We start from the raw sequence: 22,513 nt of genomic DNA on the forward strand, positions 1-22,513 counted from the left end.
TGCGTCTGCGGTAGCCCCCGCTCTCCTCACGGGTGGCTCCGCAGTGGGGACAGGGTACGATGGAGCTCGGGGAGTCCTCAGTCGGCTTCATGGCAGAACCAGACTAAGGGCTCCCCTCTTACTCAACCGAGTTTTTTACATGACCCCCAGCACACCTAAGGTTCTTAGGGGACCGATTCCCCTTGCACTTTAGCCAGGTACTCCAGGGGGGTAGGTCGTTTAAGGCCCGGTGAGGTCTTCGCTGGTTGTGGTCGTCCAGCTTTCAGGGGTTCGGGAAGACACGGACCGGGTGTAGAACCCGTCCCTTCTACCGTTACCGTGGTGCACTCCGGTCGTTTCAATCCCCTTGGAAACTTACCCTTCAACATAAAGCACCCTCTCTAAGTGTCGCTGCGCGAAGCCGCCCGGTTCTGGCTGGGGAAGGAGGGCGGGGCGCACCTGAAGCCCACCCTTCTTTTGCTGCTTCTCAAGCCCCGGTCCTCAAGGTGAAGAGAGGGCAGCGCCCGAGCATGCCCTGCTTCGCGCCGTGGTTGCGTAAGCTATGAAACGGACCCATAAAGCAAAAAGGCATAGCCTGGGGTATGCCGCCTGTGGAACGCGCGCTGGTGCGGTCGTTGCCCTGGGTTGTGGTGGGGGCGTGGATCGCCCTCCTGGCGCTGGCGTTGTGCCCTGCGGTGCACGGGCTGGCCCTGGAAGGGCTGGTGGTGGTGCACCTGCTGCTCCTCGCGGTACTTGCGCTGGGGGCGGCGCTGGATCTCGAGGCGTGCGTCTCGCCGGACTGGTTTCGAGAGGCGCGGATTGGGCGGTGGGGGCCGTGGTGGTGGGTGGGGCGCGGAGCCGCGGGCGGCGGGCAGCCGTCGTGAGTGGGGGTGCGCTGGCTGGGGTGTGCGTGTGGGCGATTTGGCGGTACCTCGAGGCGGTGGGGTTTACCGAAGCGGGGGGTGGCGGGTCTTAGCGGCGGATTTGTGGCGGTACGTTTTGCCGTACGACGCGGGCGCGGCACTTTTAGCGATGGGGGCGCTTGTCGCGGGAGCGCGCTCGGCGGGGAGGAGGGGCGGATCACGCAGCCTAAGGTGAGGTGCGGCTATAATGGGTACAAGGCGTGTAAGCAGGGCCCGGAAGGAACCCCTTAGGAGGGGGTGCGGGGGCATGGGTCATGGGTAAGGAAGCGGTTGTATGGTGATTACCATCGCAAACCAAAAAGGAGGCGTGGGCAAGACCACGACGGCGGTGAACCTAGCGGCGGCCCTGGCGGAGCGGGAGCTGGACGTGCTCCTCATCGACACGGACCCGCAGGGTTCCTCGATGACGTGGGCGACCTCGGCCCCGTGGTACACCCGGTTCCCGTTTACGGTCGCGGAGCACGACACGCCGAACCTGCACGAGATGCTGCCCGTGGTCGCGGAGCGGTACGATCACATCCTGATCGACTGCCCGCCTGGCCTGGAGGAGATCACCTACTCGGCGTTGTTGACCTCGGATTTATGGATTCTGCCGGTGGCCCCTTCGGCGGTGGATGCGCGCAGCACGGTGAAGGTCCTGCGTTTCGTGCGGCGGATTGAGGAGTTAAACCGCCGTTTGCGTACCTGCGTCTTGCTGAACCGGGTGCAGCCGAACGAGATGGACATCGCGGCGCGCATCCGCGAGCTGTTTCAGAACCGGGACGTGATGGTCCTCGAGGAGATGATAGGCTACCACCGAGAGGTCCTGGACGCAGCGGGTGAGGGTGTACCGGTGATGGTGTTCGCTCCGGAGAGCGCCGCGGCGGAGCAGTACCGCCAGCTGGCGGGCGAGGTGGTGCGGATTGGCAGGCGATGAGGCCCGGCCGGATGAGGAACGCGCGCGCGTACGCAAGGTAGCCTTGGACGACCTGGTGGCGGAGGCCCTGGGAACCGAGCGGCCCTCCCGCGCTGCTGCCGAGCGTGCGCCTAGGGGCCTGGCGCGTGGGGAAGGCGGGGGTGGCCTGGGGAGTGGGGGGCCGGTGAGCTTAAGGGTCGCGCTTTCCCCTGCGGTGGCCTTCCTCTTGCTCCTGGCGATCCTGGCGGTGTGGAGCCTGGTGGGGTTGGTTGTCTACGCCTTGTTCGTGGACCGGGAGCCTTTGGGGACGCGCGCGGTGGTGGTGGAGCGGCCCGTCGCTCCCCCTCAGGCCACGTACTTCATGGAGGTGGTGGGGGATGGGTCGGTCGTGTTTCTGATCGCGGGGGATAAGGTCTACCGCTCGACCCGCTTTGGTGAAAGCGGCAGTTGGGAGCTGGTGCTTTCCCTGGGCGAGTAGCGCGCCGTATCTGAGGACACATGAAGGGCAGGGGGGATGGATGTAGGGTGTTGGTAGGCATTCCGAGGCGTGGGCAGCAGCTGGAAAGCTTAATGGAGGGGGAGGGGAAGACGTGGCACGCGATCCAGGATCCCTAAAGAACCTAGTTGAGAACGAGGTGGAGCGGCGGTTGCCGTTGGTGATGGAGGGTCAGCGCGCGGGGATCGTCCTCAAGCTGGACCTGTGGACCCGTTTGGCGCTGTGGTTGTTATTGCTGGCCGTGATCGCGAACCTGGCCTTGCCGTTCTTTTCCACGGTACGGCCCTCGGAGAGCTTGGTGCCGCAGCGGTTGGATCTGCGTCGCGGCAGCGCGATCGCGATCAGCACGAGCGGAGACGGGCGCGTAGTGTACCTTTCGGACGGGATTCGCGTGTACCGCTCCACGGAGTACGGCAACAGCGGAACGTGGGAGCTGCTCGTCGAAGCCGAGCAGTAAAGCGCGCAAGCGTAGGGCCGGCGGGCTCGAGCCCGCCGGCGGTTTTGTCCCTTTGGAAGGGGGTTTGGAGAGGGGTGGTGAGCGACTGGGTTGACAAGTAGAGCTTTATGAAGCTACCATGAAAACGGTTAAATCCATGGCAAGCTGACGCGTTTCCCACATCAACAGACTTGTTCATGTGCGCGGGCATCCCTAGAAAAGGGGCTTTGTGCCTTTGCACGGGGAGCCGCGGGCACGGTAGGTGCTGCCGGGGGGAGGACGGTAATTTCGGTAAAAACCCCTGATTCCCCGATATGTTTGCTTTTTTGGAGAATACCTGTATTGGGGACTACATGGCCCTCGAAGCATGGGCGTAGAATGAGGGCGAGGTGGCACAAACCGGGTTTAAGCCCCATACGGCGATGTCGCCTCGATGGGGGACGGCTGGGAGGTGGGAGGGTTGTTGGCTTAAGCAGGGTCTTGTGAAAAGCGTCTTCGTGATTGGATATTTTTTGTTTTAGCGAAGATCGCTGGGTTTCTATAGGAAAGAAGGAGGGAGCGCGGAGTGACGGTGCGGTTGGATTTCGGTACGCGGGCGGTTTTGTGGACCCTCATCGGAGTGGCGATGCTCAGCCTTATCGCCTCGCTGTGGCCGCGTTCCGGTCCGTCCACCACCGTGCGGCCTCAGGACCTCGCGATGCGTCGCGGGGAGGCTGTAGCGGTCAGCACGAGCCAGGACGGCAGGGTGGTCTACCTGTCGGACGGGGTGCGCGTCTACCGCTCCACGGCCTACGGAGACGAGGGTACATGGAAGTTGATCGCAGAAGCAGCATCCCGTTGAGCCGCCTTTTCTAAACGAAACGGGCAGCAACGGAGGGAGGGCACCATAACATGAGGGCAGCAGTACAGTACGGGAAACGAGTAGGTTTAGCGGCGATCGCGGCCGGTCTATTGGGCGCGCTCGCTTTGGCTCAGGGGGCTCCGCCCCCCACGCAGGAAGCGCCCGCGGCGCAGCCGCGGACGCTCCAACCGCAAGGAGACTACCTGTTCCGCGTCTTCCCCGCGATCGACACCCTGGCCGCCGACGGCCAAAGCACCACGACCATAGTGGCGTTCCTCGCGGATATGGAAGGCAACCCCTTTGATGGGGAACAGGTGCGCTTCATTCTCCGCAGCGGCATCGGCGTGCTTGAAACCCCCGGCCTCGGTGCGGACGTCTCCCCCGAGGAGGCGAGCGATTTCGAGTCCACCCAGGACACCGAGTTTGGCACGACGGAGACTGGCGCCGCCGAAGGCGATTTCGAAAGCGCCATCGCGGTGGACGGCATCAACATCGGGAACGGCATCTACGTCGCGCGCTTCCGCGCGGGCACCGTGCCCGGCCGCGTAACGGTCGGCGCGGTCTGGCTCTCCGCACCGGCAGCGCCGTTACCGGAAGCTGCCGCGGACCTCACCCTGGTTACCGCGGACAGCCTGACCGTACGGGTGGACGACGACGTCCTCCTCGCGGACGGCGAGGACCAAGCCACGATCATCGCGTACGTCCTCGACGGGCTGAACCGCCCCGTCAGCAACGCGGACGTCACCTTCCGCGTGGTGCGCGGCCCCGGCAGCCTCGAGTTCGTAGGCGGGGCCGGCGGGCGGTACGTCGCGACCTACACCGCGGGCACCGCGCCGGGCGAAGCCGTGATCGAGGTGGCGCTCCCCACGATCTCCCGGCCGATCCGTCAACGCGTCACGGTCACCGCCGTGGAAGCGGTTGAGCTGACGGGCCGCGCCTTCCCCACGCGGGTGGCGCGCCTGCCGGCGAACGGGGATGTCCGCACGATCAACACCTCCACCATCCTGATCGCGGTACGGGACGGGGACGGGGACCTGGTGCGCGGGCTCGCCGCGGAGGACCTGCAGGCGCAGGTCGTGAGCGGCCCCGGTACGGTCTCTGAAGCGCAGGAGATCCTCCTGGACACCGGCGAGGGTTCGGGCGTGTACTACTTCACCTTCACCGCCTCCGAAACGAACGGCCGTTCCATCGTCCGCGTGACGAACCTGGCCTCGCCGGGCAACCCTGCGGTCGAGGTCGAGGTTGAGACCGTCCCGCAGCTTAGGCCCAACATCGCGGAACGCCTCGAGATCGAGACCTACGCGGACGACCCCTTCTACGCGGACGGGCAGTCGCCGGCCCTGATCGTCTTGATGGCCATGGACTCGGAAGGCGACGCGATCAGCGGACTGGATCCGGAGTTCCTCATCACCGAAGGCCGCGGCGAGATCGACGTGAGCGTGGAGGAGCTCGACAACCTCGCGGGGGCGGAAGGCACGGGGATCTACTTCACCACCTTCACCGCGGGCCAGGCCTCGACGAACACCGCGAGCCGCGTGCGTTCGATCGTCACCAACCTGGACGGCTCCGTCGTGACCGGCGAAGCGGTGGTCACGAGCACGCCGCTCGGTACGCCGCGCCTCGTGGTCTTCCCGGAATCCATCCCGGCGAACCGACCCTCCCGCGCGGTGATCGACATCTTCGACTTCGACGCGGAGGCCCTCGAGACGGACGGGCCGCGCTACCGCGTGGAGATCCTGACCGGTCCGGGCATCATCGTGCAGGAGGCCGACAACAGCGGCAGCGGCGCGGACCTGATCGCGGACGACAACGTACACTCGGCGATGTACGAGTCCGAAACGACCGCGGTGGACCAGGAGGTGCGCTTCCGCGTGACGGACGTGGCGCCCGCCGGGTACCCGACGGCCCAAGCCCGCCTCCGCCTGGGGCTCGCGACGCGGCTGGATGCCGTGGCCTTCCCGGTGCTGGTGCGGCGTGGAGAGATGATCCAGGTGACCGCGTTCGCGCGGGACGAGTTCGGCCTGCCCGCTGTGGGGCACGACCTGGTCCTGACGGTCGTGGACGGCAGCGGCACGGTGCTGATGCAAGGCCGCATGTTCGACGACGGCGGCGAGGTGGAGGGCTTCACGGACGCGTACGCTAACGACGGCGTGTACGTGGGTGCGTTCCGCGCGAGCGCGATCGCGGCGGGAACGGTCGTCCTTCGGGTGACCGACACCACCCCCTCGACTCAGCCGACGGTAGACATCCAGGTAGAAGTCCGGTAAACGCAACCCACCGGCCGGGCGCCTCCCCGCGCCCGGCCGGGATTTGTTATACTCTTCCGGTAGGCCCCGCCCCTTGAAGGGGGCGGCGCGACCCAGTATAGTGGAAATTCGGCTAGGCCGCTGGGCCTCGGGAGGACTCGAGTCATGTTTGCGATCATTAAGACCGGTGGAAAACAGTACCGCGCCGAGCCGAACGCCGTGCTGCGCGTGGAGAAGCTGGACGCCGAGGTGGGCGCGAAGGTGGAGTTCGACGCCCTGATGGTGGGCGGCGACGGCGGGGTCAAGATCGGCACGCCGGTGGTGGAGGGCGCCAAGGTGGTGGCCGAGGTGCTGCGCCACGGCAAGGGCAAGAAGGTGGTCGTCGCCAAGTTCAAGGCCAAGGTGAACTACCGCCGCAAGAAGGGGCACCGCCAGCCCTTCACCGAGATCCGGATCACCGAGATTCGGGGGTAAGCGGAGATGGCACATAAAAAAGGTCTTGGTTCCACGAAGAACGGGCGCGACTCCCACTCCAAACGGCTGGGAGTGAAGCGCTTCGAGGGCCAGTTCGTGCGTGCTGGGAACATCCTGGTGCGCCAGCGAGGCACCAAGTTCAAGCCCGGCAAGAACGTGGGGCTCGGCCGGGACTACACCCTGTTCGCCCTGGTGGACGGGGTGGTGGAGTTCCAGAACAAGGGCCGCTTGGGCCGTTACGTGCACGTGCGTCCCTTGGAGACCCAGGCCTGACGCCTGGTTATGTTCCGCGACACGATCGAGATCACCGTCGCCGCCGGTCGGGGTGGCGACGGTGTCGTGAGTTTCTTCCGCGAGAAGTTCATCCCTAAAGGCGGCCCTGACGGCGGCAACGGCGGGCGCGGCGGCAGCGTGTACCTGCGCGCGGGGCACGACGTGGACTCCCTGTCCAAGCTCTCCCGGCACCACTACCGCGCCGAGGACGGCGAGCACGGCAAAGGCAAGGGCATGGACGGGCGGTCCGGGAAGGACCTCATCATCGAGGTGCCCCTCGGCACCCGGGTCTACGACGCCGAGACCGGCGCCCTCCTCGCCGACCTCGTCGAGGAAGGCCAGACCGTACGGGTCGCGCGGGGTGGGGAGGGCGGCCTCGGCAACGCGGCCTTCGCCACCCCCACCCGCCAAGCGCCGCGCTTCGCTCTCGCCGGCCTCCCTGGAGAAACCCGCCGGCTGCGCCTCGAGCTGCGCCTGATCGCCGACGTGGGCCTCGTGGGCTACCCCAACGCCGGCAAGTCCAGCCTCCTCCGGGCCCTTACCCGCGCGCGCCCCAAGGTGGCCTCCTACCCCTTCACCACCCTGACCCCCCACCTGGGCGTGGTCGAGCGGGGACTGGAGCGGTTCACCATGGCCGACATCCCCGGGATTATCGAGGGGGCCCACGAAGGCAAGGGGCTGGGCCTCGAGTTCCTGCGCCACATCTCCCGCACCCGCGTCCTTCTCTATGTCCTCGCCGCGGACGAGGACCCCGTGCAGGCCCTCCGGACCCTGCGCGAGGAGGTACGGGCCTACGATCCCGACCTCGCGAAACGCCCTTCCCTCGTCGCCCTCAACAAGATCGATCTTTTAGAGGTGGGCGAGGCTGAGCTTTGGGTGGACGAGCTCGCGCGTGAAGGCCTGCCGGTCCTCGCGATCAGCGCCACGCGCGGGGACGGGCTCGAGGCCCTGGTCGAGACGCTCTTCTCCCTGCTCCCCACCCTGCCGCCTGTCGAGCTTCCGGCCCCCAAGCCGCGCCGGGAAGAGCGTCCTCCGATCGTGGTGCGCGAGGTGGAGGAAGGGGTCTTCGAGGTGGAGGCTCCCGAGCTGGAGGCGCTTGTGGCGCGCGTGAAGGGGGAGTTGTGGGAGGCCGCGGAGTACCTGCAAAAAGAGTTCCGGCGCGCGGGGCTCGAGGCAGCGCTCAAGGCCCGCGGCGTGCGCGCGGGGGATACTGTGCGGCTCGGGGGGTTCGAGTTCGAGTACATCCCGGAGGTCTAGGTGCGCATCGGCTTGTTCGGCGGCAGTTTTGATCCCGTGCACTTGGGGCACCTGCTCGCGGCATCCGAGTCCGCGGACCGGCTGGTGCTGGATGAGGTGCACTTCGTGACCGCGGCCCGGCCGCCCCACAAGCGCCCTGTGGCGCCCCCTGAGGCGCGGCACGAGATGGTCGTGCTGGCGACGATCACCGACCCGCGCTTCCGCGCGAGCCGGATCGAGCTGGATTACCCGGGGCCGACCTTCACGGTGGATACCTTGCGGCGCGCCCGGCGCTTGTGGCCGGAGGCGGAGCTCTTCTTCATCACCGGCGCGGACGCGTACCGGGACGTCGCGTCGTGGAAGGAACACGAGGCCCTGTTTGACCTTGCTACTATAGTAGCGGTGAGCCGCCCCGGATACGATCTTGGGCGGCTGGACCCGTTCTTCCGCGAGCGGGTCGTGGTGCTGGAGATCCCCGGGTACGAGGTCTCCAGCACGGAGATACGCCGACGGATTCGCGAGGGGCGTTCAATCCGCTACCTGGTGCCGCACGCGGTGGAGGTCTACATTGAAAAGCACGGGCTTTACGCTGGAGACCTTGAAGGCTAAAGTCCAGGCCTTGACCCGACCGGAGCGCTTTGTGCACATCCTGCGCGTCGCCGAGCTCGCCCAGGCGATCGCCGAGGCGAACGGCCTGGACGCCCAGCGGGCCTACCTGGCCGCCCTGCTGCACGACGCAGCCCGCGACCTTCCGGAGGAGGAGCTCCTCCGGCTCGCGCCGCCGGAGAACGACGTGGAGCGCAGCCACCCCCTCGCCGTGCACGGACGGGCCGCGCGCCGCCTCGCCGAAGCGTGGGGCGTGACGGACGCGGAGGTCCTCGACGCGATCGAGGGGCACGTCTACGGGGTGACGCCGGACAACCGGATCGGCATGGCCGTCTACGTGGCCGACGTGAGCGAGCCCGGCCGAGGCGTCAACGCCGAGATCCGCGAGCTGGCCCTTGCTGGACGGCTCGAGGAGGCCTACCGCCAGGCGATCGTGAGCAAAGTCACCTACCTCAAGGGGAAGGGAGTGCCGGTCCATCCCCGCACCCTCCTAGCGTATGACGCGGTTCTGGCGTAACCCCTGGTTCTGGGCGGGGGTACTCCTCCTCGTGCTGGGGGGGCTGGTCTGGTCGGGCCCCGCGACCCGCACCCAAAACCGCGCCCGACTCGCTCCTAGCCCGGACGGCCTGCCGGAGCTGAGCCTGGTCGTCGCCGCGCGGGACATCGAGTACTGCGGTCCCGCCACCCCCTGCGGGCCGGGGCGGCGCACCGACACCATCCTGTACGTGCGCGTGCAGGGCAACCGCGCCTGGGTGGTCGCTGTGCCGCGCGACACCTACGTCGAGCTCGAGGGCTACCAGGGGCGCATCAACGCCGTGTTTGGCTTCCTCGGACCGGAGGGGCTAGCGCGCGCGGTGGAGCAGGCCCTCGGCATGCGCGTGGACCACTACGCGATCCTCACCCTGGAGGTCGTGGAGAAAGCCGTGGACGCCGTGGATGGCGTGGATGTGATCCTGCCCGCCCCCATGCGGTACGAGGACAAGGCCGCGGGCCTGGTCATCGACCTGCCCCAGGGGCCGTACCACCTGAACGGCGCGGACGCCGTCAAGTACATGCGCTTTCGCGGCTGGGAGGGCAGCGACCTGGGCCGGCTGGACCGCATCAAGGAGGTTCTCCTCAAGGTCGCGCGGAAGGCCGCGAGCCCCGAGTACTGGCCGCGGCTGCCCGGCCTGGTACAGCAGCTTTGGGACGGGGTCCTGACCGACCTCACCCCGAACGAGGTGCTGCCCTTCGTGCGGTACCTGCAAGGCTTTGAACTACGCACCGCGACGCTTCCCGTCCAACCCCGCGAGGATAGCCCCTACCTCTTCATCACGCCCGAAGCGCGCGCACGTTTCCTCCAAACCTTCATGAACTACGGCACCGGCCAGGTCACCGCCGTGCCCGAAGCGCGCGTCTTGATCCTGGACGGTACCGGTGCCGGTCTCGGCGAGCGGTACGCCCAGGGCCTCGCCCGCTTGGGCCTCGGCCCCTTCGAGGTGCGTCCCGTACTGCCCCAGGCCGTGAGCCAAGTCCTCGTGGACCAGGCCCTCGAGGCTGGCGCGTTCTACGCCGAAGCCGTGCACCTACCCCTCGTCACCCGCTACCGGATCCACTACCCCGCGGACGTGCTCATCGTTCTCGGGCAGGATCTGCTACCATAAAGGCAGATGGTGAAACCCGTTGAGGCCGTTCAGATCATCCGTTGGGTCCACCAGGCCCTAAGCGACAAAAAAGCCGAAAACATCGTGGCGCTGGATCTTCGCGAGGTTTCCGACAGCCTCGATTTTTTCGTGATCGCCACCGGGACCTCGACCCCCCACCTCGAGGCCCTCGAGCGCGCGGTACGCGAGCGCCTCGAGGAGGAAGGCGTGCGCCCGGAGGCGGTCGAGGGGCCCTCGAGCCGCTGGGTCCTTCTCAACTACGGAGCGGTCGTGGTGCACCTCATGAGCCCCGAAGCCCGGGACTACTACGACCTCGAGGGCCTCTGGGCGGACGCGAAGAAGCTCGAACTCACCCCATGAAAGGCGCGTGGGCCGAGGACCGGGCCCGCGCCTACCTCGAGGCCAAAGGGTACCGGTGCGTCGCGCGTAACCGGCGCACCCCCTATGGTGAGGTAGACCTTTGGATGGAAGCCGAGGGGGTGATGGTCTTCGTCGAGGTCAAGCAACGCCGAAACGCACGCTTCGGCACGCCCCTCGAGGCCCTCACCCCAAGGAAGCTCGAGCGCCTGCGGCAAAGCGCTTTGTACCTCCTCGGTCGGGACGACGTGCCCGTGCGGTTCGAGGCCGTCCTGGTGTACGGCACGCCCGAGGCGCACCGCATCGAGCACCTGCACCTGAACCTGTAACCCGTAGACTGGCGGTATGGGGCCGTTCGAAGCGCTGGCTGTTCTCCTCACGCTCACGGCGGCCTTCGCTTACCTGAACGAACGCTGGGTGCGCCTCCCCACTCCGGTCGGGGTGATGCTCGGCGCGATGCTGACCTCGCTCGGCCTCGTCCTCCTCGGCGGGCCGACCGTACGGGCGTGGGCCGCTCCCCTCCTTGCGCGTCTTGAGTTCAGCGACCTCCTCCTCCAGGGCCTCCTCAGCTTCCTCCTCTTCGCCGGAGCGCTCCACGTCAACCTCGAGGACCTCCTCCGCCGGAAATGGGCCATCCTCACCCTCGCCACCCTGAGCGTCCTAACCTCCACCTTCCTGGTGGGCACCCTCATCCACGCTGCGCTGGGCTGGGTGGGCCTCGAGCTGCCCTACGGGTACGCCCTGTTGTTCGGCGCGTTGATCTCGCCCACCGACCCGATCGCGGTCCTGGGCATCCTCCGGAAGGCCGGGGTGCCCAAGCCCCTGGAGGCCCTCATCACCGGGGAGTCCTTGTTTAACGACGGGGTGGGGATCGTGGTCTTCCGCGTGCTGTTAGGCCTCGCACTCGCGAACGGCGCCAGCGAAACGAGCCTCGCCGAGGCCGGCCTCCTCTTCCTCGAGGAAGCCGGGGGCGGCGCGCTCTTAGGGCTCGGCATCGGCCTCGCGGCGTACGCGGCCTTGCGGAGCGTGGACCGCTCCACCGTGGAGGTCCTCATCACCCTCGCGCTCGTCACGGGCGGGTACGCCTTGGCGCAGTACCTCCACACCTCCGGCCCCATCGCGATGGTGGTGGCGGGCCTACTGATCGGGAACCACGGACGGCTTTTCGCCATGAGCGCACGCACCCGCGAGCATCTGGACACCTTCTGGGAGGTGACCGACGAGATCCTGAACGCCCTGCTCTTCGTCCTGATCGGCCTCGAGGTCCTCATCCTCCCGTACGACCCCGCCTACCTCGCCGCGACCCTGATCGCGATCCCGCTTGTGCTCCTCGCGCGGCTCCTCAGCGTGGGGATCCCCTTGGGCCTGCTGCGCCTCGTGCGCCCCCTGGCCCCCTACACCGTACGCCTCATGACCTGGGGCGGGTTGCGCGGCGGCATCTCGGTCGCGCTGGCCCTCCTGGTTCCCCCGGGACCCGAGCGCGACCTCATCCTCGGCATGACCTACGGGGTGGTGGTGTTCTCCATCCTCGTCCAGGGGCTCACCATCGGGCGGGTGGCGCGTTACGCCGCCCGCACCCCGTAGAGTAAGAAAGCGATGTTTAGGAACCTGCACGCCTACCTCACCGCCCTCGAACAGCGCGGCGAACTCGTCCGCATCCAAGCGCCTGTATCCCACGAGCTCGAGATCACCGAGATCGCGGACCGCATGGTCAAGTCCGGCGGCCCCGCCCTCCTCTTCGAGAACATTCCCGAAAAGGACTTCCCGCTCGTCATCGGCCTCTTCGGCACCGCCCAGCGCACCGCGTTCGCGCTCGGGGTCGAAGCCCTCGAGGACCTCGCGGACAAGGTGCACCGCCTCCTCGAGCTCGAGCCCCAAACGGGCCTTGCCGGCCTGATGCGCATGTTGCCGAAGCTCGGGGCCTTGAAGGGATTCTTCCCCCGACGGGTGCGCCGCGCCCCGGTGCAGGAGGTGGTGCTCCGGGGGGAGGCGGTGGACCTCACGCGCCTGCCCGTGCAGAAGTGCTGGCCCAAGGACGGCGGGCCGTTCATCACCCTGCCCCTCGTGATCACCAAGGACCCCGAGACCGGCGAGGTCAACGTCGGCATGTACCGCATGCAGGTCCTGGACCGCGCGAGCACCGCGATGCACTGGCAGCTCCACAAGACGGGCCGCCTGCACTTCGAGAAGGCCAAACGCCTTGGGAAGCGGCTCGAGGTCGCCGTGGCCCTCGGCGGGGACCCCATCCTGACCTACGCGGCCACCGCGCCCATCCCCCCCGTGCCGGGCGTGAACGAGTTCAACCTCGCGGGGTTTTTGCGCGGGGCGGGGGTGGAGCTCGTGCGGGGCGTGACCGTGGACCTCCCGGTCCCCGCGGAGGCTGAGTTCGTCCTCGAGGGGTACGTGGACCCCGCGGAGGACCCCGTGGTGGAGGGGCCCTTCGGGGACCACACCGGGTTCTACACCCTGGAGGACCTGTACCCGCGCTTTCACGTGACCGCCCTGACGCATCGCCGGAACGCGATCTACCCCAGCACGATCGTGGGCCGCCCCGTGATGGAGGACGCCTACCTGATCGAGGCCTCCGAGCGGCTCTTTTTACCCCCCGCGCGGATGATTCTTCCGGAACTCGTGGACTACCACATGCCGTCCGCGGGCGTGGCGCACAACTGGGTGAACGTCGCGATTGCGAAGCGTTACCCCGGCCAGGCCTACAAGGTCGCGCACGGCCTATTGGGCCTAGGCCAGATGATGTTCGCTAAGGTCATCGTGGTGGTGGACGCGGAGGTGCCCGTCAAGCCCGGCCTCCCGGCCCTCACGCACGCCCTAACGCACGCCCTGCCCGGCCGGGACACCCTCCTCACCCGCGGCCCGATCGACGTGCTGGACCACGCCGCCCGCGCCATGGGGTTTGGCGGCAAGCTCATCATCGACGGGACGCGCAAACTCCCTGAGGAGGGCGGCGAGGTGCCCTTTGCCCCCCAAACGCACGCGGAACTCCCCCCCCACCCCGGGGTCGTCGCGCAGCACCAGTGGCCGGGGATCTGGGCGGTCACCCTGGAGAAATGCCACCCGCACCAGGCGCGCGATCTCGCCCAAGCCCTCTCCCAGTACCCGCAAAGCGTTGGGATCCGCCTCCTCCTCCTCACCGACGCGGACACGGACGCCGCGAACCTCGAGGAAGTCCTCTGGGCGGTGCTCAACAACATCGACCCCGAGCGGGACGCCTGGGTTCTCGCGGGCGCAGGCGGGCCGATTTTAGCCCTGGACGGCACCCGCAAGCTCCCCGAGGAGGGGTTCGCCCGGCCCTGGCCGGAAAAGATCGTGATGGACCCCGAGGTCAAGCGGCGCGTGGCGGCGCGCTGGGCCGAACTGGGCCTGCCGGAGGGGTGAGGGCCGCGCCCCACGCGCGCGGTTAGGGGTTTGGTATACTCGAACTAATCTCCAGTGCAGGACACGAAGCCCCCGACCGGGGCGTGGGGAGGGTTATGGGGGCGAGCACACCGCACGAACGCCTCAAAAAAACCGCGCAGCACCTGATCGAGCAGGTATTGCCGCGCCCGAGGCCGTTGGGCGTCCGGTTCTGGGACGGCAGCCTCCTGCCGCCCGAGGTGCCTCGTGAGGACACGGTGATCCTGGTCCTGAAGCGGCCCGAGGTGCTGGCGCGCCTCCTCGAGCCGCCCCTGGACCTCGCCCTCGGCGAGGCGTACCTCGAGGGCGACTTCGATGTCGAGGGGAACCTAGAGAAGGCGCTGGAAATCGCCGAGTCGCTGACGCCGCGGCTGAACCCCCTCGAGTGGGCCGGCGTGCTGCGGGACGCGACCTCCCTAAAGAAAGGCCTCAAGGCGTTGGGGGTGGCGGCGCGCCTCAAGGGACGTGCGCACTCCAAGGAGCGGGACCGCCAAGCCATCCAGCACCACTACGACGTCTCCAACCGCTTCTACCGCTTATGGCTGGACCAGCGCATGGTCTACTCCTGCGCGTACTTCCCCCAGGGGGACGAGGACCTGGACCAAGCGCAGGAGAACAAGCTGGAGCTGGTGCTGAAAAAACTCCGCCTCCAGCCTGGGGAACGCCTCCTCGACGTGGGCGCAGGCTGGGGCGGCCTCATCGTCTACGCCGCCGAACGCTACGGCGCCCAGGCGCTCGGGGTGACGCTCTCCAAGCGCCAGGTGGAGCACGCCCGGGCCGTGATCGCGGAGAACGGCCTCGAGGACCGGGTCCAGATCGAGCTCCGCGACTACCGGGACGTGCGGGGCCCCTTCGACAAGGCCGCGAGCATCGGCATGGCGGAGCACGTGGGGCGCGAGAAGCTCCCCGAGTACTTCCGCACCCTCTACCAGGCCCTGCGCCCCGGCGGCCTCCTCCTGCACCACGTGATCACGCGTGGGCCGGTACCCCCCCGCTTCTCCAAGACCGTCGCCTCGGGAGAGTTCATGCGGCGCTACGTCTTCCCCGACGGGGAGATCCTCCCGCTTTGGACGCACCTCAAGGCCGCCGAGGAAGCCGGGTTCGAGGTCTGCGACGTGGAGGACCTGCGCCCCCACTACGCCAAAACGCTGCGGCACTGGGTGGCGCGGCTCGAGGCGCGCTTCGCGGAGGCCGTGCGGGAAGTGGGGGCGGCCCGGGCGCGGCTCTGGCGCTTGTACATGAGCGCTTCGGCGTACCAGTTCGCCGCCGGGCACCTCGCGATTCATCAGGTCCTCCTAGCGAAGCCCAACGCCAAGGGCCAGGCGGCGGTTCCGCCCTCGCGGGCGGACCTCTACATAGGAGGAGGGTATGGGGGGCGATAGGGCCCCGCATTGCAATGCAGGGGTACATGGAGCCTCTGGAGAGGAAGGCCGCCGCGCGGATCTCAGGGAGCAATCCCCATGTTCGCGTAAGCCCCCTCTTTAGGGGGGAGGAGCCACGCCGCCCAGGCTCAAGGCGGCGTGCGGTAAACGCGTGTAAAAATCACACGGAAACCAGGAACGTACCTGTATATGTGATGCTAGATGCTAAGCTATGTACGCACATACGAAAGGGTCACGTGGCGCCCCGCACCCCTTGAATGACCACCTCGAGGCCGTAGCCACCCGCGCTGCTGCGTTTGCTCAGCCGTTCGGTGGCGAAGAGATTGCCTACTGCTTAGGGTTGTTTCACGACCTTGGCAAGGCCACACAAGCCTTCCAGAATTACCTAAGCGACTGCGAGGCCGGTCGCAAGCCTGCGGGCAAGGTCGTGCACGCTGTTTGGGGGGCATGGTTGCTGGGGGCCTGGTTCAACGAACTCGAGCTTCCAGCGCTTTCCCTGCCGGTTCTGGGGCACCACGCCGGCCTGAAAAGCCCCGGGGAAGCGAGCAGCGTGTACGCGGCTAAAGCGGCTGCCCAGGAGTTGCGGGAGGTCGCGAAGTTCTTGCAGGCCTGGAGTCCCGAGCTGCCCTCCCCGCGCTCCCCCCGCCTCTCCGGAACGCGCGGCGAGTTGTTCATCCGCATGCTCTTTTCTGCGCTCGTGGACGCCGACCGCCTCGACACCGAGGCCCACTTTGACCCCGAAGCAGCCCAGCTGCGCAAGGCGCGCCCGAACCTCGAGACGCTCTGGCGGCGTTTTGAAGCCAACCAACAAGCCCTTCTCCAAAAGACGAGCGGCACCCTGGTGAACCGTATCCGCCGTACCATCTACGAGGCCGCCCTCCAGGCGGCCAGCCTCCCCCCGGGATTCTTCCGCCTCACCGCCCCCACCGGTGGGGGCAAGACCCGCACCGGCCTGGCCTTCGCCCTAAAGCACGCCCTCGAACACGGGCTTCGCCGCGTGATCATTGCGATCCCCTACACCTCGATCATCGACCAGACCGCGAGCGAGTACCGCGAGATCCTGGGGGAGGACGCGGTCCTCGAGCACCACTCGGCCCTCGAGGTGCCCGACGAGGAGGAACAGGACCCGCGTCGCGTCATGTTGCGCCTCGCTAGCGAGAACTGGGATCACCCCCTCATCGTTACCACCACGGTCCAGCTTTTCGAGAGCCTGTTCAGCCACACCCCTTCCCGCGTTCGCAAACTTCATAACCTGTCCCGCGCCGTGATCCTCATTGATGAGGTGCAGACCCTTCCTCTAGAGCTCCTGCGCCCCACGCTTGACGTGCTGCGTGAACTCGTAGATCGCTACGGCGCGAGTGTGGTCTTCTCCACGGCCACGCAACCTGCCTTTGAGCTAGCCGAGCGGGTTCCTGAGTTCACTGGCGTTCAGGTGAGGGAGATTGTGCCTGACTATCCCCGCCACTTCGCTGCCCTTCGGCGCGTTCACTACGTGTACTGCGAAACCCCCATGGCTTGGGAAGGGGTAGCGGCCGAGATCCGCGCCCGGCCCCAGGTTATGGTGGTCCTCAACACGCGAAAGGATGCGCTCCGGCTTCTCGACGCTCTTGAGGACGATCCGGACGTTTTCCACCTCTCCACGTTGCTCTGCCCAGCCCACCGGCGCGCGGTACTTGCTGAGATAAAGAAACGACTCGGTTCGGGAATGCCCGTGCGCCTGATCAGCACGCAGGTCGTGGAGGCTGGGGTGGACCTTGACTTCCCCGAGGTATGGCGGGCGGTGGGGCCCCTGGACCGGATCGTGCAGGCGGCTGGGCGGTGCAACCGGGAAGGAAGCCCGAGCCCGGGGCGCACCGTGATCTTCACGCCCAAGGACGGCCGTGTTCCTCAGGGCACCTACCGCAGCGGCCTCGGAGAGGCCCAGGTGCTCCTCGAGCGCTACGGCCCGGAGGCCCTGCACGAACCGGAGATCTTTCGCGAGTACTTCACCCGCTTGTTCAGTACCGTGGATCTGGATAAAAAACAAATCCAGAAGCTGCGTGAAGAGCTGAATTACCCGGAGGTCGCGGCCAGGTACCGCCTCATCGAGCAGGAAACGGTTCCCGTAGCGGTCCCTTATGAGGAGGGCCCGAAACGACTGGCCGAGTTTCTGAAGCGTCCCGGTCGCCGTACCTGGCAACGGTTGCAACCCTACCTGGTCAACCTCTACCGATACGAGGTAATAAAACAACGCGACTGCGTACGGAAAGTAAACGAGAATCTGAATCTATACGAATGGACCTGCGTGTACGACGCGGTACGAGGCATCCATGAGTTCTTCGCCGACCCAGCAGATCTGGTGGTATAGGAGGTAAGCACGTGGAAAGGGTAGGTAGGGTCAGCATCCGGGTCTGGGGCGAGTATGCCCTTTTTTCCCGCCCGGAGTTCAAGGTGGAACGGGTGAGTTACCCCGTGATCACCCCAAGCGCAGCCCGAGGTGTGCTCGAGGCCATCTTCTGGAAACCCGAGATCCGCTACCAGATCCGGCGCATCGGGGTCTTAAAGCCCGGTCGGCAGGTGGCCATCCTGAGGAATGAGATCGCTTCGCGCCAGGGGCGCACCCCCATCATCGTTGAGCACGACCGCCAGCAACGCACGAGCCTGGTGCTTAAGGACGTCGCCTACCTGATCGAGGCCGAGATTCACCTTCGCTCCCACGCTACCGAACCCGTCTTCAAGTACACGGATCAATTCCGCCGCCGCGTGGAGCGCGGCCAGTACCACCACACGCCCTACCTGGGCACCAGAGAGTTCACGGCTTTTTTCGCGCCGATGAACGGGGAGGCACCACCCGCGCTTGATCTTGAGATCGGGACCATGCTCTTCGACATCGCCTTCGTCGAGGATAATAAACGCAAAGAGTTGAGCTTCAAACGCCCCGGAAAAACGAAGCCAGTCAAAGGCTACGCCCAACCCCTCTTTTTCGAAGCTCGCGTGGAAAACGGCTGGCTCGAGGTGCCGCAAGCCCTGTACCGAGAACTGCGCCGGTTGGAGGGAGAGGATGTTTAAGGCGCTCGTGGAGTTGGGGAAGGCCCTGGAGCAACAGGGAAAGCTTCCACCGCCTGGATACTACTACTACAAAGAACCAATCCGTTGGCGGGTGCGCGTTTTCCCGGATCGTTTCCTGCTAACGCCTATTGATCGAAATGCAGCCCGGCCCTTTTCCGGTCGCACCTCGGGGGTGCAAGCGCATTTTCTGGTGGACGAGGCGGGGTACGCCCTAGGGGTGGACCGAACCCCTAAAGGCTCCCCCGAAAAAAGAGCGAAGGAGAAGTTCGCAGCCTTCTGCGCGCTTCTGGAGAAGTTCCTGTCCTGGCCTGACTTGAGGGATAAGGACCTAGCGCGAGAGGTTGAACGCTTATTGGAGGGACTGCGAGCGGGTTGGGGGCGCGATCAACTCGAGTCAACCGAGATTTTCTCGAAGGAGTGGGTGGAGTTTGTTCCAGAAGTCGGACCGTTACAAGGAACCCCTCTTTTTGAACACCCGGAGGCGGTACGTTTCTGGGTTACGGAACTTGCGGAGCGCGCAGCTCCCAGGGGAGGGGAGGTGATTGGGCAGTGCGCGGTTTGCGGGCAGCACGCGGTCCGTTTAGTAGGGCGCATTCCGCTGGGCGTTAAGCTCGTGGGCAACGCGCCGCTGCACTCGTTCAACCAATCGGCTTTCCCCTCGTATTACGGGGGCAGTTCCCCAGAAAACAACGCACATATCGGGCTTTGCCTCCCGTGCGCCGATACGGCCTCGAGGGCCTTCAACTACCTGAGCCAATCGGAAAATCACCGCAAGTCCCTTATCTCCGATTCGAACAAGCGGGACGCACTCACCAACCAGATTGCCCTCTTCTGGACCAAATCGCCATCCGCGATAGAGATCGGTACACAAAACCTGAATGGGGGAGAACTCAACGCGCTGATCTCCGAGGTTCTTTCCGAAAGCTTCGCGTCAAAACCCATAACGCCCAAGCCCACCCTGCCTCAGTTACAACAACTCTTGTCCTTACCGTGGCGTCCTGTCGATTCCCACCTAAACCTTGACGACTACGGGTTTTACCTGGCCGTACTCTCACCCAACGTGGGACGAATCGCGCTTAGGGATTGGATGGCCGTCTCCCTCACCACCCTCAAGGAAACCCTGCGGACCTTCCTCTCCGCCACCTGCATCGTTCCACCTGGGGGAGGCCCCGCCGAGCCGCGCGCTATCGGGGAGCTCGTGCGCGCCTTGGAGAGTGCAAACCCTAACCATTTACGGGGGTTGCTGCGCACCGCCTACCTGGGCGACCCACCCCCAGCAGGGTTGTTGCAGGCCGCGGTGGTGCGTTTCCGGAACGCGCGTGTGCTCGAGAATCCCAGAGAATCCTGGCGATTAAGGGCCTTGGCTTCGCTGCTCAAACTCACCTTGTTCTACGGGAAGAAGGAGGTAGAGCGCATGGAGAAACTTAACCCAAGCCACAAAACCCCAGCGTACCTTTCGGGAAGACTGCTCGCAGTCCTCGAGGAAGCCCAGAAACGCGCCCAGGGCTTTAACCTCAAGCGCACCCTGGTCGAGCGTTTTTATGGGGCGGCTTCAACCGCGCCCGCGGCCACCTTCGGGATGCTCCTCCGCACTGCAGCGGTCGCACACCTGCCGAAGGCAGGCAGGCTGAACCTTCTGGTGGAGGAGATCCTCGGCGCTTTGGATGACGCGGGCGGGTTCCCTAAAACCCTCACCTTGAAGGAACAAGCGGAGTTCGCGTTAGGTTTTTACCACCAACGGGCGAGCTTCCGGGAAAAAACCAAGGAGGAAAACTTGAGTGAAGCGGAGGTGCAGCATGAGTGAACTTCACCTGGACCCTACCAAACGGCACGAGTTCGTCTTGCTCTTCGATGTCAAGGACGGCAACCCCAACGGAGACCCCGATGCAGGGAACATGCCCCGCGTGGATCCTGAAACCATGCAGGGCATCGTGACCGACGTGGCGCTCAAGCGCAAGGTGCGGGATTACGTGACGCTGGTCAAGCAGAACGCGGATGGTTATAGAATCTTCATTCAAAGTGAATCCGCCCTAAACGCACTTATCGAGGAAGCTGCTCAGGCCATCGGGACCGAGAAAAACAGCAAACGCCCGAACAAGGATCTCCAGGCCGAGATGCTCCGCCGCTATTACGACATCCGCATGTTCGGCGCAGTACTCACAACTGGAGATTACAACGCAGGGCAGGTGCGCGGCCCTCTTCAGTTCACCTTTGCCCGCTCCCTAGACCCCGTCCTCCCCCTAGAACTCACCATCACCCGCAAAGCACGCACCACGGAGGAACGCATGGAGAGCGGCGAAACCGAGATGGGGAAGAAACCCCTGGTACCCTACGGGCTGTACCGCGCCCACGGTTTCTACAATCCTTTCCTGGCAGGCGGTTGGGTAAGTCGGGACGACCTGGCCCTCTTTTGGGAGGCATTACAGCACCTTTTTGACTTTGATCGCTCAGCCTCCCGCGGTGAGATGCACGTGCGCGGGCTTTGCATCTTCAGCCATGAGAATCCCAAGGGCAACGCTCCCGCCCACAAGCTCTTCGAACTCATCCGGATCAACAGGAAAACCGGCGTTGAAGCCCCGCGCTGCTTCAACGACTACACGGTAGAGATCGGTCTGCCCCCCAGCGGTGTGACACTCACCTGCCTGGTGGATCCTCGGAAAGGCTAGCCATGGAGGAGCCCGTACCCATCTCCGCCATCCAGCACTACGCTTACTGCCCCCGCCAGTACGCCTTGATCCACATCGAGCAGATTTGGGAGGACAACCTCTACACGCTACGCGGGCACCGCGCACACGCGCAGGTACATACGCCCGAAGGCATGGCGCGGGAAGGAATGCGGGTGGAGTACGGGCTCCCCCTCTGGTCCGATCAGCTGGGGTTGGTAGGCCAAGCAGACGTGGTGGAGTTCCTTGAGGACACACCCTACCCTGTAGAGCACAAGGTAGGGGAGCGTCGCGCCCGGCACGCTGACACGCTCCAGCTCACGGCGCAGGGCCTTTGCCTCGAGGAGATGTTCAGCGTACCGGTGCGCAAAGGAGCACTTTACTACCGCCAGAGCCGCCGGCGTCGCGAGGTTACCTTTACCCCTGCGTTACGCGCCGAGGTTATGGAGGTGCTGCAGGCAATCCGCACGCTTCAAGCACACCCCGCCTTACCCCCACCCGTGAACGACGCGCGTTGCAAGGACTGCTCGTTGGTAGCAGCCTGCCTGCCCCAGGCCCGAGACCGCCTTGAAGGACTCACATGAACCGCGTACTGCTCAACACTCTCTTTGTTCAGACCCAGGGAGCCTACCTTCACCTCGACCACGAGGTCTTGGAGGTTAAGGTCGAGAATGAGGTCCGTTTGCGGGTGCCGCTGCATCACCTGGGGAACGTGGCGGTGTTTGGGCAGGTGCTGGTGAGCCCGTTCCTGATTCACAAGCTCGTGGAGGACGGAAAGGAGCTCGTGTACTACACCCGCAGCGGGCGGTTCCGCGGTCGTCTGCAAGGCCCGGTCCAGGGCAACGTGTTGCTGCGGCGCGCCCAGCACAAAGCACTCGACACCCCCCAGATGACCCTGGAGTTGGCTCGAGGGTTCGTTCTCGGGAAGATCCGGAACGCTCGAGGTGTACTGTTACGAGCGCGTCGGGACGATCCGGACCTGGCACCGAGGGTGGAAGCTCCCCTACAAGAGCTCCTTCACCTCCAGGAAGCTGTGCAGCGCGCCGTGACTCTGGATGAACTAAGGGGAGTGGAGGGCATGGCAGCAGTGCATTACTTTACTGCGCTTGCTCATCTCGTGCGAGTGCCCGGAATCAATTTCTCCGGGCGAAACCGCCGCCCACCACGCGACCCGGTGAACGCCTTGCTTTCGTTCCTTTACACCCTCCTAATGAACGACGTGGCTTCTGCCCTTGAAGGCGTTGGGCTGGACCCGCAGGTCGGGTACCTCCACGCCCTCCGCCCTGGCCGCCTGGCGCTCGCTTTGGATTTGATGGAGGAGTTCCGCCCCTGGTTTACGGATAGGTTAGCCCTAAGCCTGATAAACCGTAAGCAGGTCAGCACACGGGACTTCGACTACCGCCCAGGTGGGGCGGTGATGCTCAACGAGGAGGGAAGAAAAAAGGTAATCGTGGCTTACCAGAAGCGGAAGCAAGAAGAAGTTTCTCACCCCTTGTTTAAGGAGAAAATCCCTGTGGGGCTAGTCTGGCATGTTCAGGCGCGGCTTTTAGCACGGCGTATTCGAGAGGATCTCGAGACGTACGTGGCATTCACGCCGAGGTGAG

General features: G+C 65.5%; 22 protein-coding genes. All 22 read left to right on the forward strand.

What is annotated here, in order from left to right; genetic code table 11:
• Positions 1–581 precede the first annotated feature (581 nt).
• The 22 genes from MARKY_RS01325 to cas1c all read left to right on the forward strand — a co-directional run bounded on the left by MARKY_RS01325 (position 582) and on the right by cas1c (position 22,512).
• Complete coding sequence (locus tag MARKY_RS01325) at positions 582–863, forward strand: hypothetical protein (RefSeq protein ID WP_013703073.1); 282 nt, start codon at positions 582–584, stop codon at positions 861–863.
• Positions 864–1,176: 313 nt separating this feature from the next.
• Positions 1,177–1,818: a ParA family protein gene (locus MARKY_RS01330; protein WP_013703074.1), complete on the forward strand. Its 642-nt coding sequence runs from the start codon at positions 1,177–1,179 to the stop codon at positions 1,816–1,818.
• A complete protein-coding gene (locus MARKY_RS01335; RefSeq protein WP_013703075.1) occupies positions 1,805–2,275 on the forward strand; it encodes a hypothetical protein in 471 nt (156 codons plus the stop codon). Before MARKY_RS01330 ends, MARKY_RS01335 begins: the two co-directional genes overlap by 14 nt.
• 112 nt (positions 2,276–2,387) lie before the next feature.
• Positions 2,388–2,750 carry a hypothetical protein gene (locus tag MARKY_RS01340; protein ID WP_013703076.1) on the forward strand — a complete coding sequence of 121 codons (363 nt, stop codon included), beginning with the start codon at positions 2,388–2,390 and terminating at the stop codon, positions 2,748–2,750.
• Between the two features lie 870 nt (positions 2,751–3,620).
• Positions 3,621–5,837, forward strand: coding sequence for an Ig-like domain-containing protein (locus MARKY_RS01350; protein ID WP_013703078.1), 2,217 nt, complete (start codon positions 3,621–3,623; stop codon positions 5,835–5,837).
• Positions 5,838–5,981: 144 nt separating this feature from the next.
• Complete coding sequence (rplU, locus tag MARKY_RS01355) at positions 5,982–6,290, forward strand: 50S ribosomal protein L21 (protein ID WP_013703079.1); 309 nt, start codon at positions 5,982–5,984, stop codon at positions 6,288–6,290.
• Positions 6,291–6,296: 6 nt separating this feature from the next.
• Complete coding sequence (gene rpmA / locus MARKY_RS01360) at positions 6,297–6,563, forward strand: 50S ribosomal protein L27 (protein ID WP_013703080.1); 267 nt, start codon at positions 6,297–6,299, stop codon at positions 6,561–6,563.
• A 9-nt stretch (positions 6,564–6,572) separates the two neighbouring features.
• Positions 6,573–7,820, forward strand: a complete 1,248-nt coding sequence (obgE, locus tag MARKY_RS01365) for a GTPase ObgE (protein ID WP_013703081.1) — start codon at positions 6,573–6,575, stop codon at positions 7,818–7,820.
• A complete protein-coding gene (gene nadD / locus MARKY_RS01370) occupies positions 7,821–8,408 on the forward strand; it encodes a nicotinate-nucleotide adenylyltransferase (RefSeq protein ID WP_013703082.1) in 588 nt (195 codons plus the stop codon).
• On the forward strand, positions 8,368–8,922 hold the full coding sequence (gene yqeK / locus MARKY_RS01375) for a bis(5'-nucleosyl)-tetraphosphatase (symmetrical) YqeK (protein WP_013703083.1): 555 nt from the start codon (positions 8,368–8,370) through the stop codon (positions 8,920–8,922). Before nadD ends, yqeK begins: the two co-directional genes overlap by 41 nt.
• Positions 8,903–10,048 (forward strand): LCP family protein, encoded by a 1,146-nt coding sequence (locus MARKY_RS01380; protein WP_013703084.1) that lies wholly within the window; start codon positions 8,903–8,905, stop codon positions 10,046–10,048. Before yqeK ends, MARKY_RS01380 begins: the two co-directional genes overlap by 20 nt.
• Positions 10,049–10,054: 6 nt before the next feature.
• Positions 10,055–10,408, forward strand: a complete 354-nt coding sequence (gene rsfS, locus MARKY_RS01385) for a ribosome silencing factor (protein ID WP_013703085.1) — start codon at positions 10,055–10,057, stop codon at positions 10,406–10,408.
• A complete protein-coding gene (locus tag MARKY_RS01390; protein WP_013703086.1) occupies positions 10,405–10,734 on the forward strand; it encodes a YraN family protein in 330 nt (109 codons plus the stop codon). The genes rsfS and MARKY_RS01390 overlap by 4 nt, the downstream gene beginning before the upstream one ends.
• 16 nt (positions 10,735–10,750) lie before the next feature.
• Positions 10,751–11,989 carry a cation:proton antiporter gene (locus MARKY_RS01395; RefSeq protein WP_013703087.1) on the forward strand — a complete coding sequence of 413 codons (1,239 nt, stop codon included), beginning with the start codon at positions 10,751–10,753 and terminating at the stop codon, positions 11,987–11,989.
• A 12-nt stretch (positions 11,990–12,001) separates the two neighbouring features.
• A complete protein-coding gene (locus MARKY_RS01400) occupies positions 12,002–13,798 on the forward strand; it encodes a menaquinone biosynthesis decarboxylase (RefSeq protein WP_013703088.1) in 1,797 nt (598 codons plus the stop codon).
• Positions 13,799–13,893: 95 nt separating this feature from the next.
• Entirely contained in the window at positions 13,894–15,198 is a 1,305-nt protein-coding gene (locus MARKY_RS01405) for an SAM-dependent methyltransferase (RefSeq protein WP_013703089.1), read from the forward strand.
• A 211-nt stretch (positions 15,199–15,409) separates the two neighbouring features.
• Positions 15,410–17,545, forward strand: coding sequence for a CRISPR-associated helicase/endonuclease Cas3 (locus tag MARKY_RS01410; RefSeq protein ID WP_013703090.1), 2,136 nt, complete (start codon positions 15,410–15,412; stop codon positions 17,543–17,545).
• A gap of 11 nt (positions 17,546–17,556) precedes the next feature.
• The gene (gene cas5c / locus MARKY_RS01415; protein WP_013703091.1) at positions 17,557–18,246 is read left to right on the forward strand and encodes a type I-C CRISPR-associated protein Cas5c; all 690 of its coding nucleotides are present in this window, start codon (positions 17,557–17,559) and stop codon (positions 18,244–18,246) included.
• On the forward strand, positions 18,239–20,050 hold the full coding sequence (cas8c, locus tag MARKY_RS11540; protein ID WP_013703092.1) for a type I-C CRISPR-associated protein Cas8c/Csd1: 1,812 nt from the start codon (positions 18,239–18,241) through the stop codon (positions 20,048–20,050). The genes cas5c and cas8c overlap by 8 nt, the downstream gene beginning before the upstream one ends.
• Positions 20,043–20,912, forward strand: a complete 870-nt coding sequence (cas7c, locus tag MARKY_RS01425) for a type I-C CRISPR-associated protein Cas7/Csd2 (RefSeq protein WP_013703093.1) — start codon at positions 20,043–20,045, stop codon at positions 20,910–20,912. Before cas8c ends, cas7c begins: the two co-directional genes overlap by 8 nt.
• Before the next feature lie 2 nt (positions 20,913–20,914).
• Positions 20,915–21,493: a CRISPR-associated protein Cas4 gene (gene cas4, locus MARKY_RS01430; RefSeq protein ID WP_013703094.1), complete on the forward strand. Its 579-nt coding sequence runs from the start codon at positions 20,915–20,917 to the stop codon at positions 21,491–21,493.
• Complete coding sequence (gene cas1c / locus MARKY_RS01435; protein ID WP_013703095.1) at positions 21,490–22,512, forward strand: type I-C CRISPR-associated endonuclease Cas1c; 1,023 nt, start codon at positions 21,490–21,492, stop codon at positions 22,510–22,512. The genes cas4 and cas1c overlap by 4 nt, the downstream gene beginning before the upstream one ends.
• Position 22,513 lies beyond the last annotated feature (1 nt).

Source organism: Marinithermus hydrothermalis DSM 14884 (assembly GCF_000195335.1).
Taxonomy (GTDB): Bacteria; Deinococcota; Deinococci; order Deinococcales; family Marinithermaceae; genus Marinithermus; species Marinithermus hydrothermalis.